Genomic DNA, 14,328 nt, shown 5'->3' on the forward strand with positions numbered 1-14,328 from the left:
TGATTGGAGATGCTTTAAGTGGATTTCAAACTTTTAAATTCTATAATGATAGAACATTTAGCTGATCTTCCTATTAATAAATACACAACTAATTTTCAAGGTACTTTAATGTTAGCCAATCACCATATATCTAAACTAGATGACTGTAGAAGTGTAAAAGCTAGTAAATTTGCTATAAAAATGAAATATAAGAATGAATTGTTTGGATCAATTTATGGACAAACACCTACTTCTAATAAAGTTAAAGCAAAAGAAATTTCAAAAGATAAACTGGCAACAGAACTAGCATTGAAAAACGCTGGTATTAGAACAAGTGATTCAATTGGATTTGGTGTGGATCAGTATGAACAAGCTAAAAAGTATGTAGAAGATTCAGGAAAAAGCTATGTTTTTAAGCCAAGTAATCTTAATGGTGGCCGAGGCATTACTTTAAATGTCGACTCAAGTAATTTTGATCAAGCGTGGAAATTCGCAGAAACTGCGACTAGAGAAAGAAAGAAAGAATTCAATTTAATAGTTCAGGAATTTATATCAGGAATTGAAACCAGATTTCTTGTTATTGAAAAACAGTTCAACTCAGCAATTTTAAGAGTACCAGCTAATGTTATCGGTAATGGTAATAATACAATTCACGAACTTATAGCTATAAAAAATAAACAAAGAACATTCAATCCTCATTTGAAAGTATTACCAATTAAAGTTGATGAGAGAGTTATAAATAATTTAAACAATGAAGGTCTTAGCCTCGATAGTGTACCTGATAGTGACCAGGTGATTTATCTTCATAAGTCTTCAAATATCTCATTAGGTGGAGATAGTTACGAAATATCTCATCTTGTTAATAATGCTATGATACAAGCTGCCGAGTCAGCAGTACAAGCAATTCCGGGATTAAGTACAGCAGGTGTGGATATGATTTATAAATCACTAGATGACAGAGATCCTTATGTATTGGAACTTAATCCGGATGCAAATTTAAGAATGCATCATTATCCGTATAAAGGAACTCCAAAAGAACCAGTATTTGATTTAATAGATGCTATGTTAGCAGATTTCAAATCAAAAAATAATATTGATTAAATAAATTTAAATAAATGAGGCTGTATAAATTGGATAATAAAGATTTAAATTACTTATTTAATAATAGTCCACATAAAATACAAAATAAATATGATGAGAATATAATTACCTCAACAGCGGGCTTACAGCTTAACTTCTTAAAGAACAGTAATTATAAATATAAAATACGCAATACTAAAAGAAAATATTTGAAAAAGTTAGATATATTGAGGGTGGACGGATCTAGAATAGGTACAGTATTAAATCCATTTTATCCTACGACAGCAAAAATTGGTAGAGAATTAACAAATGATAAGTTAAAAACAGAATTATTATTAAATAGATATGGAATAAAGACACCGCAATCTATAGTATATGATAAAGATGAAATGAATCTTGCGTATGAGAATGCTTTTAGAAATAATGAAAGTAATATTGTTATTAAACCATTATCTTCTTCCTTAGGTAGAGGTGTAAGAGTCAACGTTTCTAAAGAGCGTTTTAAACATAATTGGGAGTTATCAGTAGCTGCAATAAAAGAAAGAGATAAAAGAATGGTGGTTCAAAACTATTTAGAAGGTTTCGAAGCCAGAGTAACTGTCATTGAAGGCGCAATTGAATCTATTGTTGTTAGAGTACCACCATATGTATGTTAAATAATTCATTTATTAATTTTTTTCTAAAATATTGCGGGAAATAAATTGATATCTCACTGTGATTTTGCATATCTGGTGATAAATATATATCATGATTTATACTTAATTGATTAAGTTTATCAATAAATGGTTTAACGTGTATCTCATATTGCCAATCATTTTCGCTACTAATAAGATAAAGATTAGATAGTACAGGAGAATTTAATAAATTAAACATAATTGAATTTAATTGATTGTACCTTTTATTATAATCTTTCGAATTAGCATCTCCTAGAAGGAAATCAGTAGATTCCGGACGTCTCATAGTTATTAAGTCTGCTATTTTGGTTTGAAAGGCACCTGCAAAAATAGCTCCGAGCTTATATTTTAGACCGAAGTATAGAGCTGCAGTTCCACCCTTTGATGATCCGAGAGTAATAATGTTTTCTAAACTGATAGAATAATTCCGGGCAGTCATAAGTATTAAAGAAATGACACTACTATCGACATCAAAGTTTAGATATTGCCCGAAATAATACGAACCAGTTTCGCCATTATCATCTAGAATATACAATTTATGAACATTTGTATCAGAGAGTATGTTCATATAATTATACTTATGTTTAATTTTAGAATCTTTTGATGCATAACCTGAAAATATCACGATTAATTTATTAACTGATTTGTTACCTTCTTTAAAAATATATTTGACATCTTTATCGCTACTATAAATTTTTTCACCTTGCATATTGTTCACCTGTTTTCTAATATTATAATTATTTTAACATAATAACCTTGAAAGTATTAGTGTGAATAAATAAACTTAATCTGCATATTATCTTACCAACAGCCTAACTATATAAAGTGATTTAAGTTATAATAAGATAATCAGTATATAAAAGGGTGATAAAATGGATTTAAAGAACATTATTTTTAATCACTTAGAATTAAAGATAAGTAATCAATACGCTATGAAAGTGGCAAAGAGAATATTGGATGATATTTTAATCATTAGGGTAGGACATGTCCCTGACAATATTGAATTGAGTCCAGATTATTTAATATTTAATAATAATTTTAATTGGCATATCGACATAGGGGAAAAGACAAACATGGCAATGTTCCATCTTAATACATTGGAACCTATAAAGTATCTATTACAAGCTTATGAAATTGATAACAATGACAAGTATTTATACAAAGCTATTGAAATCTTGGAAGCGTGGAATAATAATCTTATAGAAGATAAGGAGTCAACTTATACATGGTATGATCATTGTGTCTCAGAACGTACATTAATTATTATATTACTAAAAATAAACTTAAATAATAGAAATATAAATGACTATAATACTTTTATTCATACTTTATTGTCAAAGCATCAGCTATACCTTGCTGACTCTGATAATCATAGCTTAGGTAATCATGGATTGATGATTGATCGAAGTCTATACATTTTAACGAAATATTTAAATAATAATGATAGTTATGTTTTACTTGCAAAGAAAAGAATACGTAGACTATTTGATATCTCATTTACCAAAAATGGAATTAATACCGAAAATTCAATTTCTTATCATTTATTTAATATGGATTTATACTTAATTATTGAATATGAACTTTTAAATTATTTTGAAGATTCAATAGGTGAGGATTTTAAAAAGAGAATTGAAGCAGCATTTAATTACATAGCAATATTCACACAAAATAATACTAAATTCCCTAATATTGGAGATGGGGAGAGGTATGATTTAAAGCAATTATACTCACGAAGAATGGGAGAAACTTATCAGTCGTATATACCTAAAATGTTAAAAAGAAATGAAGAACAAAAAAATTTTTACTTTCCAGATGAAGGGATATTTTACTATAAACAAGACAAAAGATTTTTCTCATTTATTTCAGGAAAGTTATACAACAATCATAAACACGGTGATGATTTATCGTTTACCTACTCGTTTGATGAAGATGATATTTTAGTTGATTGTGGAACCTACACCTATCAAAAAGGTGAGTTTAGAAAGCATTTTATGTCAGCAAGATCTCATAATGGCCTAATTGTTGAAAATAAAAGTTACCCCTTTCTTAGTAAAGAATTGAGTAAAATAGGTTTAATACATTTTGAAGAAAATGATGAATATACATATGTTGTTGGTAAAAATGATTTATATGAATCGGTAAACATTAATAGACATATAATTATAACCAAATTAAACAGTATTATTATTTATGATGAGCTAATCTCTGATTTTAGTCAGCTGGTGAGCCAAAACTTTAATTTACACCCTGATTTTAATGAGTCAATAGCATTTGAAAGCGACAATTTGTATAAAGTAACTCATCCTATGTCAAAACGAGAGTTAGTTATAAAGCAACACCAACCAACTAATATTCAATGTAAAATTGGAGATATAGAAAAAGCTGACTATGGAATATATTCGGAACGTTTCCATAAGATATCACCAATTAAGAATGTTCAATTCGACACACACGAAAATATATTTTTAACATCTATTCAGTATGGAAGAAATAATTCTGAAATTACTGTTCAAAAAAATGATAATCATATTTCTATTGTCGAAGAAAATTTATCACTTGTAATTAAATTGTATCAAAATTCGCGTGAACTTAATAAACTATCTTTTATCAAAGAGAAAAAGATAGACGGAAAAAGATTTAGTTTTGAATGTATACATAATTATAATTTTGAGAATCCTCAATATGCATGGTATATATACAAAGATGGAAAAATATTTGATAAAAAATGGTATTCTGAAAGCAACATCTTGAATTATAAATTTGTAGAGAATGGTAAATATAGGATCCAATATTATATACTTGATAAATTAAGTAATGAGAAAATAATTAAATGGCATAATGGAATATATATATAGTTTTACCTTGAAGATATTTAAGCCAGGTCATAGACCTGGCTTATTTTTTGGTATTTATATTTGATATTAATTGCTTCAATTACCTTTAAAATAGTATGATTTTAATGAATCAATTTGTGGAGGGCTCTTATGTATTACTTCAAAACCATTCTCTTCTTGTGTTTTTGCTGTTTTCTATTACTTCTATCTGCCTGTAATAATGTTTCTACTACCCAGGCGACAAGCAACAACCTTATCAACAAAGTCAATCTCGTAGGAGACCGCTGGGTTAACTACAAGGGTATTTTAGAAAACAATAAGGCAATGATGCAGTCGCAGTTCATCCCGTATAATCCAGAAAAAGATTATGAGGTAAGCCGTGACACTTATGTATCCTACTTCAATGGTGAAGAGTTTATAAAAACAGAACTCTATGAAGATACACCAGAGATGCTTAATTCAGTTGAAGAAGCAGATGGTATAATACTCAGCTTTAATAAAAGTAATAGAAATGGCATGCAGCTCGTTGAAATTGAATAATATCAAATGCGGAGGCAACAATGAATATTAAAATTGCAATCCCTTTACTTGTTATACTTGCTCTTACATTTATAGCAATTTTAATAGAAAGTTTTATACCTGGAGAGTCTGATTCACCAAAAGACAGCGATGTGATTGTCATTCTCGGCGGCGGAGATCAGGGCCGTGTAGAGAGAGCTGCTGATTTATATCAGTCAGGCTATGCCGGTAAAGTGCTGATTACCCCAGCAGGGGACAGATATAATGCTGAAGAACTTACATCTATTGTTCGCCATTACGGTGTCGAAGAGGAAGATGTAATCGTTGATACTGAATCCACCAGCACGTATTCAAATGCAGAGAGAACTATAGAAATTATGGAAGATAATAATTTTGAATCTGCAATGATAGTTACAAGTGATTATCATCTTAAACGGGCAAAACTAGCGTTCGAACGGTTGAATGATAATGAAAAAACCTTTAACTATATCTCCGCTTCAAATCTTGAAGGAAAAAAAGGTCTCGACAGAGAAGACGCTTTTTCCCACTGGATTAGCGAGTTTGTAAAAATATGGGGCTACCGCTTCGGCTTATATAATCTCTTTGGTTAACAGTTAGACAGCCAGCAATATTATGCTATTATTTAACTGTTACTTACTTTAAACAGAAAAGGGGAACATCAATGAAAACCAAATTGTCTTTTATGAGTTTACTCGTGGGAATTATGCTTTTATCAGCGTGCAGCGGCGGTTCAGATGATAATCTGATGGATATGGGATCGCTCACTGAAGGCAGCTGGATGGGCTATAATGGTGAGGCTGTTGAAAATGAAGAAATGATGACTACTGATTATATTGACTACGATCCATCTAATACTTATGAAATTAACCGTTCAAGCTACGTATCTTATTTTAACGGGGAAGATTTTATTGAAACGATTCAATACAGCGGAGAGCCGCCGATGACACTGGATACTGTAGAAGAAGCCGACCGGATTATGGTGAGTTTCAATCAGTACAATGAAGATTCTATTAATTTAAAAACTGCAGAATAAAAGCAAGCCGTGAGAGGATATCTCACGGTTTTTTATTTACATTAATTTTACTTTTGTAAAACTGTATCTAAGTACTGGCCTGTTACACTGCAGGTAACAATACAAGTGAGGTGAGTACTGTTATGTCTTATGAAAATAAAACACTAATTGTCTACCTTGACGGTGATTACCGCCGCTTTAAAGCAGTTGCAGATCTTTATCAGAAATTTGATTACGGCAAGGCGCATATCCTAATTACATCATTTAATGACGAAAACGAACTCCGCGGTACGAAAGATCTTTTAAACTCCACCTACGATTATATAGACGAACGTCATATCCTCACAGAATACTTCTCAACGACTACCTACAACAACGCAGTAGAAATTCAGCAGATACTATCCAGATTAAATTACAGTCATGTCATCATTGTTACGAGCCAGTACCATATTTTCCGCACCAGAATGATTTTTAATAAGGTGTTTAACGGAAGCAGAAAATTAAAATTTATAGGCGTTAATCATCAAACGACACTGCTCGAATATTCATCTGAAGCGGTGAAATTAGTATTGTATCTGCTGCGGAATTACAAGTTTTTTACTAAAGACAAACTGCTTTATAATAAGAGCAGATACAGAAGACTATCCCGGTTAAGATATCAGTAATAAAATCAGCAGGAGCATCAAATTTTAATCCCCTGTATGTTAAACTGTTAATAATGACATAAAGAATAGGGGATTACATGAAAAGCTATAAAGAAACTAAAGAAGAATTATTGAATCAGACAGACTATAGAAACTTTACATACAGAATGACCCGTCTGCCGGAGATGATTGAAGCGCAGTCCAAAAATCTGGATGACATTTTAGCTCAATTTAAAGAAGAAGGTTTCAATCACTTATCTGTGGTAAAACTTTGCCGTGCTTTCGTCAGAATTGATTTAATCAGATTATCACTCATGCAAAGTACTCACGGTGTCTTGAGCGAAGATAAGAAAGTTCAATATCCTTCAGAGTACGAAGTGCTTGAAAGATTTACTCTGGAAAAAGCTGATCAGGACTTTTATCCTTTAGATTTTCCTAAGGAACTTGAAGACAAGAACCAGGAAATCCGCGCTCAGCTGATTCAGCTGACGAAAGAACTCGAACCGCTGCTGCGTCTTGTCGAGCAGAACACAGGCGATATGAACGAGACACTTAAAGTTGTCATCACACAGCTGCAGGCAAGCAACAACCATGTGCTCAGCAAGATTTACGATGATGTATTCTATACGACAGTGCTGGACTACAACATCGATAATGCCTTTGAAACAGCATGGAAAAACAATTTAATCCAATCGCCGCTGGTATCATTCTACTCGGTATTCACACTGTCATTTTACGATGATATGTTTAAAGATCAGCTGGTATAATTTTAAATTTGCACCGTTCTTAATTTGTATTAAGGACGGTTTTTTTATTTTGATTGATTAATAAATGACTAATATACATCTAATCGGGTATTTATCTATTAGCAAATACTTTACTGAAAGTGAGTGATTCCTATGGTGACATGTCAAAATTGCGGTGAAGAAGTACTGGAAGGCACAAGAGTCTGTCCAACATGCGGAGAGTTCATCCGCGAAGATGAGAATTTCACAGATACCAACGGTCTGATTCAGGAAAGAGCACCTGAAGAGGAGTTCTTAAACGGTCCCGGCAAAGATAATAAGATGGAAGATATGCCGGAAGAGAATTATCCTGAAGACGAGTTAAATAAACAGCAGAAAAAAGAACGCAGTGATTTCGGCCGTGCAGATGAAGACTAAAGTTTGCTTCCCGGTGCTGCCGGGAAGTTTTTTCTTATGATGAAATGACTAGATATATTTGATAAGGGTATTTGTCTAAGAACATAAACGGAAAAGAGGTTTACATTATGGATGCATGTCAAAATTGCGGTGCGAAAATCGCCGAAGAGACTGCTATTTGTCCGAATTGCGGAGCATATACTTACGGCGGAGAACAAGCCGAAGATGTCGAAGACAGAATTGAGAACGTAGCAGTGGAAGAAGAAATTCTGGACGGTCCTGTGTCTTACAATGAACCGATAGAAAATCTTCCTGATGAAACATATCTGGATGACGAGGTGGACGACCTGGAACTTGAAGCGGAACGCAGAAAGTTCGGCAAGTCGACTGAATAGAAAAATCTCAGGATAATCCTAAATTAATAAAAGCAGAGGTGTAAACTCATTAACGTTTACACCTCTGTTTTTTAATTATCGCTCAATCTGATTTCTTTTATTTTGTGATTAATCAAATTAATATCTTTGTTTGTCGGAATATCGTTTACCGCAATCACTCTGCTGTCCGATATGGGCAAGGTGAAATTTGCAATCAGTAAATCGACTTCGTCTGATGTCTCGAGCAGCGCTTCGATATTATATGAATCGATTAATTCCGTATCCACACGCTCATAAAATTCAGTTTGCAAAATAGACTGCATTAGCCGGGCATGATATATATCGTGGCTGCTGACCACTTTTACTTTAATTTTACGCTGGGATTTTAAAAGATTTCTAAACAGGTTTTCCCATCTCGTGACAAAAGAGTGCATTAAATGAAAAATAAAATCTTCATTATATTTAATCTCCATCAGTTCAACGTAATTTTCTAATTTTACTTTAAGACTGCTATAGAACTTTGGGAACAATTCTCTGAACTGCTGCAGCAGCATAAATTTATTATTGATGATTAGTGGTCTGACATTAATATTGCGAATACCGAGCTGGGCGCTGTTATGTATATTGTAAATCAGCATTTCCCTGTTATCGATTGGTATGTCAAATTCTGTAGCTAATTCATTGATAATCTGTGTTAAATGAATGTAGGATTGGGCAGAATAACTGTCAATTGTCGCGCTTTTCAGCAGTTCATCATGATTAAAGAAAAAATAGTCGGAAATTATATAAGACAGGTTGTCAGTAAATACTTGGGCATGGAAATCTCCTTTAAAGACAGCAGAAAATATTTTAAAAAATTGATCAGACTGATTCAGCATATTTAAAATGCCGGATGTTCGAACTCCCTGATTATCCACTGTATGTCCCTGGCTTACCCGTATATGTGAGACTGCGAGAGAAAGTTTCAGTAATTTTAAGTCAGAATACTGAAGTTTGAATTTTAATGTATCAGTGAAAGCCGTAAACATTTTTAATAATTCATCATGATCGATATCCGTAAAAGGCCACTCATTGATATCATAACGTTCTGTCAGATATTGAATATAGAAGCTTCTTATTTCAATTTCGTCACCGTGAAGACAGCAGGGAGAAGTTGAAAAACTGATCTCAAAGTTATCTTTCAGTCCTTCATTAATACGTGCAATTAAACGGTAGACGGTCGGTAGCGAAATATGATAGATATCAGCTAAATCATCAACGGTTACATTTTTATTGAAAAGAGTATATTCAATAATATTGAAACATATATTATTTTTCATAATATAATTTCCGAAAGAGTCGATAGAACAGTTATCGTGAAAACGAATACTGTATTCTTTAGAACGCGATTCAATTTCAAATATATGCGATAAATCGGACTCTGAAATTTCTCTAATATCCTCGTAAACGGTTCTCACTTTTGCTCCAAGTTTCTGTGCCAGATCATCAATATGTATAAAACTGTCAGACTGGTAAAGGAACTGGATCAGCTGAAATTTTCTATGATTTGAAGCTGTTAATACTTCTAACATAATGCCACCCCATGTATATAAATTAATCTCAGTATATCGAACATTATATATTCTTTAAAGTAGTGCTTGTAAAATATTGTTAAAAGATTGATGAAAGGTATGTTCTTTTTATCTAGTTTATAAGAATAAATTTTCTGATAAGTTATTGTTATAAAAGCAATGATTGTTATAATTAAAATAAATAAGGAAAAGGAGGAAAATTTATGCAATGTCCAAATTGTAAGGCGCAGATTTTTGAAGGTGACCGTTTCTGCGGAGAGTGCGGAACAGATGTTTCAAAAATCACAGGCAGCGAGCCTGACAACGGTCATATTAAGATGGTGTCTGATACAAATCAGCAAGGAAAAGCAGGCACTTCAGCGCCTAACAGCAATACATATTTTAAAACGGTTTTATCTTTTATTAAAAATTCTTTTTTAAGACCGGGAAGAATGATTGGAGCCGACAAAATTTACGATCCATCTGTTACATCGGGGACGGTTGGTATGGCAGCAGTAATTGTCAGTCTGCTCTTCTTTATTATGGGGCGGTCGCTGGCAGGTCCTTACACGTCAGTTCCATTCTCTGTACTGTTTAGAATTTTCTTCGTGCTGGCAGTATTAATTGCTATATATTACGGGGTCACCATGCTCATGAATGTTTTATTGTTGAAAAATGCGAAGAGCTGGCAGCAGATTCTGCATGATTTTTCTGTTTCTACAACGATTGTACTCGGCTTGTTTGTAGTGGCAATTGGCTTTTCAGCAATTACACTGGTGGAAATCGGTATGCTTTTCTGGGTAGTTGGATCACTGTTATTTATTACAGCACCGATTTATATTTGCCTGAAGTACGCACAGAATCACAATGTGAAGTTTGACAGCTACTACTCATTAATTATTTACTTCATTATTAATGCAATTATTTATTATATTTTAGTCCGTATTGCAATTGCACAGTCCCTGTACTATATGGAAGATTTATTTATGTTTTAAATTAGGAGGAGCCAATGAAATTTTGTAAGAATTGCGGACATGAACTTCGCGATAACGCTAAAGTGTGCACTCACTGCGGTACGCCTGTATCCGCACAAGACGAGGAAAAGAAAGAGCAGCCGGCTTATGTGACATCACAGACAGCTTCAGATGATGCTGCGCGCGAACCTATGGATCCGAAGAAAAAGAAAAAATTAATTACGATTATCAGCATTGCAGCAGCAGTGATTATTGCATTGTTTATAATTTATAAAGTACTTGAAAATATGGCGTCCCCGGACGCCGCGCTCGACGATATCAGTGAAGCTGTAACGAGTGAAGACACAGAGTCATTTCAAAACGCAGTCAGCACCGATATATCAGAAGAAGAAGCACTGGCTTACTTTGCCTATGTAGACAGTGAAATCGGCATGTCTCAGTATCAGGATATGATTAATGAACAAAAGACGTATCTCAGTGACGGTGTGCCAGGCAATGACATTCATGACGGGCTGCATACGCTGCTGTCGATTGAACAAAACGGTTCTAAATATTTATTCTTCGATGATTATCAGTTTAGTATTCCGAAATCCAATGTATATGTTGAAGAAAGCGGCGGACTGGATACTTTTAACTACGAATTTAATGGGGAAACTGTATCGTGGAATACCAGTGACAGTAAATTTAACGAACTGATTCCGGGTAAATATAATTTTGATGGTACCGGAATTATTAATGAATCAGAAGAATATAACGCATCAGTTCAAGTGAATTTTGCAGAGTCCTATGATAGAGTAGAAGGTATTTTGAATGCAGATCTGTATAACGTGGAACTGACTGTCCCTGCACTTTCATTCTACGGTTTGGATATCAGCAGTGAAGATATTTCATTGACATTGAACGGGGAGCCGTTCGCAGAAGATGAAGAGCTCGATGCAAATCCAAAAATCGGCCCATTTAAATATGATGAGGAATACGTAATAGAAGGCACAGTCGAATACGGCGGTGAAACTTTTAACATGGACAGCGTAACGCTTAATTTAAATGAAGACAGTGACGAACTGTTTTCCGATTATGACGAATCTATTCCTTACTATATGCTTGAAGTGAAATTTGATGAAGAAGCAATTTATAACCAGCGCGATAAAGTGTCTGAACAGGAACAGATTGAAGAAAACCGGGAATCGTTTGAAGAAGATATGGAATCAAATGCTGAAAATCTGGTCAGAGATTATTTAAATGCTCTGGAATTTATGTATCTGTTTGATGATATTGGCGAAGTAGAACCTTATATTGCTGAAGGTTCTGATATTTTGGATATTCTGGAAGGCAATCTCGACAGCGATTCATTTGGCAATATGGATATACAGCGAGTATCGTTCAGCAATTACAGCAAAGACGGCAACTCGATTGTAATTGATGCGGAAACACGCAGAATGCATGATGATATTGATGAGCCGGTGACTTACTCTACACGCTATAATATTGAGTATGACCCGGAAACACTGGAATTGAAAATTACAAGTTTCACCGATTTATAATTAAGTATCTTTAAAACAAGAGCTCCCTTTAAAGGGGCTCTTTTTATCTATTGCAATATAGATACTAAAGTATTCATTTTACTGGTAATATATACAATGTATGATTCTAAAATGAAAGTGGTGAAGCCACTGTGAACTTTCCAAGGAAGTCTCAATTTCTGTTTACATATGAAGGAATTGTTTTTACTCTGATTTTTACGCTGCTGTTCAGCACAGCCCATCTGACAGCGATTGATTTCGGCGGACTCGGAAATGTCGTGAAAAATGACATGCCATTGTATATATTGATCTTCACAGCAATATTTATATATTTGCAGCGTAATTCTAAAATTTTTTTTTACCGCAGTAAAGACAGGATTCTATATAATCTGGCTGCTGTATATTTTGACTATACTCATTAATGATTTCTCTGCAGGAGAGTTCAGCTGGACTAAAACCGCAGTTTATATTTTAATTTCTTTAATTTTTTTATATAAAATTCCATCAGAACTTCCTGTATTTTTAATTTCAGGCGGGATAATAAGCGGATTTATATTGCTGGGCGGTACTGACGGAAGCGGTGTTTCCGTCGCTGCGTCCTTGATTTTAAGCTCGGGTTTGCTCCTCCTACCTAAAGATAATCAAGCCTTTCTTTTCTATCTGCTGCCGGCAGTATCAATCATTCTCATAATTCCGTTCAGCAGTACAGCTCTAATTACCATGGGAGGGACATTTTTATCCTATTTCATCCTGATTAACATTTCCTCCACCGGACGGTATACTACTTCTGTTACAGTGACAATAACAGCTGTTATAATTTTCACAGTAAATTTTATATATCAAAATTTTATTTTACAGAAAAGCATATATACTGTTTTTGACAGTATTCTCGAAACAAATGGCATCATCACGCTGATTCTTTTTATATTTCTGCTCATCTATACTGCTGCAATCTCTGTTCCATTTTCAGCAGCAGCATATATTTCTTTATATTTAATCGCGTTTTCAAGCCTTTTGATTTATGAACCGGTCTTCTTTTCAAATTTAGTGATTTTTACTCCTTCTGTGATACTAATCTTATTATTATCAATAATTTTATCTAATAAACATAAAAGTGATTACCGATTTTAAATTGAAAAATAGAACGCTGTAACCCTTATACTCCAAGGGTTACAGCGTTTTTTTTTTTTTGAATTTTTTATCTATTTATTACGAATTCTAAATACTTTCCGTAATAATATTCCAAATATTTAAAAAGCATGTTACATTCACTTTACCTTGAGCGGGGTAGAAATTTACCACTATCATGTAGGAGGTCAATATGGATGAAAATATGAGTATTGAGCATATGTTTGATGTTATTAAAAAGTATTTTCCTTTTATTTTACTGCTGACTTTATTTTTTGGAATGGTCGTTCTCGCATTTACTTTATTTTTTATGACTCCAAAGTACGAGGCCCAAACACAGATACTCGTCAGCCAGTCAGAGAGAAGCACGTCGTTCAATAACTTGGATATTGAAACAAGTCTCCAGCTCATCAATACATACGGAGACATTATTGAAAGTCCAATCGTACTGAACGATGTTATAGACAGGCTGGAGCTTACAGAGACAGCAGAAGAGCTCGCAGCAAAAATTAATATCGTTACAGAAGAATCATCGCAGGTCATAAATATTACAGTAACTGATGAAAGTCAGTCACGCGCCGCGATGATTGCGAACGAATTGTCAGATGTATTTCAGGAAAAAGTCACTGAAGTTATGAGCGTTGATAACGTCTCGGTACTTGCTCCTGCAAATATTGAAGATAATCCTGTACAGGTGTCACCGGATCCTGTGCTGAATACTATTATCGGTTTGTTTATTGGGGCAGTGACCGGCATAGTCATTGCATTTTTAAGAACCTATCTTGACCGTTCGGTGAGAACACCGGAAGAAGTGGAGAAACATCTCGGACTGCCGGTGCTCGGCGTGACGACAAAATTTGAAAAATAGGGGCGGGGT

The 14,328-nt window shown here is 33.8% G+C and carries 16 protein-coding genes; 14 read left to right on the plus strand and 2 right to left on the minus strand.

Features of this window, described 5'->3' with window-relative positions; translation table 11 throughout:
• Positions 1 to 18 precede the first annotated feature (18 nt).
• Complete coding sequence (locus tag IR135_RS02315) at positions 19 to 1,080, plus strand: ATP-grasp domain-containing protein (protein WP_135096380.1); 1,062 nt, start codon at positions 19 to 21, stop codon at positions 1,078 to 1,080.
• 29 nt (positions 1,081 to 1,109) lie between these two features.
• Positions 1,110 to 1,715 (plus strand): ATP-grasp domain-containing protein, encoded by a 606-nt coding sequence (locus IR135_RS02320; protein WP_167753346.1) that lies wholly within the window; start codon positions 1,110 to 1,112, stop codon positions 1,713 to 1,715.
• On the opposite strand, the gene IR135_RS02325 is transcribed toward IR135_RS02320, so the two are convergent.
• Entirely contained in the window at positions 1,690 to 2,442 is a 753-nt protein-coding gene (locus IR135_RS02325; protein WP_135096384.1) for a hypothetical protein, read from the minus strand. The two genes, IR135_RS02320 and IR135_RS02325, sit on opposite strands and share 26 nt — an antisense overlap.
• 163 nt (positions 2,443 to 2,605) lie before the next feature.
• On the opposite strand from IR135_RS02325, the gene IR135_RS02330 reads away from it, so the two are divergent.
• The 8 genes from IR135_RS02330 (at position 2,606) to IR135_RS02365 (ending at position 8,300) form a co-directional block, all read left to right on the plus strand.
• A complete protein-coding gene (locus IR135_RS02330) occupies positions 2,606 to 4,588 on the plus strand; it encodes a heparinase II/III domain-containing protein (protein WP_135096386.1) in 1,983 nt (660 codons plus the stop codon).
• Positions 4,589 to 4,717: 129 nt separating this feature from the next.
• A complete protein-coding gene (locus IR135_RS02335) occupies positions 4,718 to 5,107 on the plus strand; it encodes a hypothetical protein (protein ID WP_135096388.1) in 390 nt (129 codons plus the stop codon).
• Between the two features lie 20 nt (positions 5,108 to 5,127).
• Positions 5,128 to 5,697, plus strand: a complete 570-nt coding sequence (locus IR135_RS02340) for a YdcF family protein (RefSeq protein ID WP_135096390.1) — start codon at positions 5,128 to 5,130, stop codon at positions 5,695 to 5,697.
• A gap of 71 nt (positions 5,698 to 5,768) precedes the next feature.
• Positions 5,769 to 6,140 (plus strand): hypothetical protein, encoded by a 372-nt coding sequence (locus IR135_RS02345; protein WP_135096392.1) that lies wholly within the window; start codon positions 5,769 to 5,771, stop codon positions 6,138 to 6,140.
• A gap of 122 nt (positions 6,141 to 6,262) precedes the next feature.
• Positions 6,263 to 6,784 carry a YdcF family protein gene (locus tag IR135_RS02350; protein ID WP_135096394.1) on the plus strand — a complete coding sequence of 174 codons (522 nt, stop codon included), beginning with the start codon at positions 6,263 to 6,265 and terminating at the stop codon, positions 6,782 to 6,784.
• A gap of 77 nt (positions 6,785 to 6,861) precedes the next feature.
• Entirely contained in the window at positions 6,862 to 7,530 is a 669-nt protein-coding gene (locus IR135_RS02355; protein ID WP_135096396.1) for a hypothetical protein, read from the plus strand.
• A gap of 132 nt (positions 7,531 to 7,662) precedes the next feature.
• Positions 7,663 to 7,926 (plus strand): zinc-ribbon domain-containing protein, encoded by a 264-nt coding sequence (locus IR135_RS02360; protein WP_135096398.1) that lies wholly within the window; start codon positions 7,663 to 7,665, stop codon positions 7,924 to 7,926.
• 107 nt (positions 7,927 to 8,033) lie between these two features.
• Positions 8,034 to 8,300: a zinc-ribbon domain-containing protein gene (locus IR135_RS02365; RefSeq protein WP_135096400.1), complete on the plus strand. Its 267-nt coding sequence runs from the start codon at positions 8,034 to 8,036 to the stop codon at positions 8,298 to 8,300.
• 71 nt (positions 8,301 to 8,371) lie between these two features.
• Here IR135_RS02365 and IR135_RS02370 read toward each other — a convergent pair whose 3' ends face one another.
• Entirely contained in the window at positions 8,372 to 9,850 is a 1,479-nt protein-coding gene (locus tag IR135_RS02370) for a helix-turn-helix domain-containing protein (protein ID WP_135096402.1), read from the minus strand.
• A 203-nt stretch (positions 9,851 to 10,053) separates the two neighbouring features.
• On the opposite strand from IR135_RS02370, the gene IR135_RS02375 reads away from it, so the two are divergent.
• The 4 genes from IR135_RS02375 (at position 10,054) to IR135_RS02390 (ending at position 14,319) form a co-directional block, all read left to right on the plus strand.
• Complete coding sequence (locus IR135_RS02375; RefSeq protein ID WP_135096404.1) at positions 10,054 to 10,824, plus strand: zinc ribbon domain-containing protein; 771 nt, start codon at positions 10,054 to 10,056, stop codon at positions 10,822 to 10,824.
• 14 nt (positions 10,825 to 10,838) lie between these two features.
• Positions 10,839 to 12,344, plus strand: a complete 1,506-nt coding sequence (locus IR135_RS02380; RefSeq protein WP_135096406.1) for a TcaA second domain-containing protein — start codon at positions 10,839 to 10,841, stop codon at positions 12,342 to 12,344.
• A gap of 131 nt (positions 12,345 to 12,475) precedes the next feature.
• Positions 12,476 to 12,745: a hypothetical protein gene (locus IR135_RS02385; RefSeq protein ID WP_135096408.1), complete on the plus strand. Its 270-nt coding sequence runs from the start codon at positions 12,476 to 12,478 to the stop codon at positions 12,743 to 12,745.
• 899 nt (positions 12,746 to 13,644) lie between these two features.
• Entirely contained in the window at positions 13,645 to 14,319 is a 675-nt protein-coding gene (locus IR135_RS02390) for a YveK family protein (protein ID WP_135096410.1), read from the plus strand.
• Positions 14,320 to 14,328: the final 9 nt, after the last annotated feature.

This window comes from Jeotgalicoccus nanhaiensis, from assembly GCF_015235105.1.
Classification (GTDB): domain Bacteria; phylum Bacillota; class Bacilli; order Staphylococcales; family Salinicoccaceae; genus Jeotgalicoccus; species Jeotgalicoccus nanhaiensis.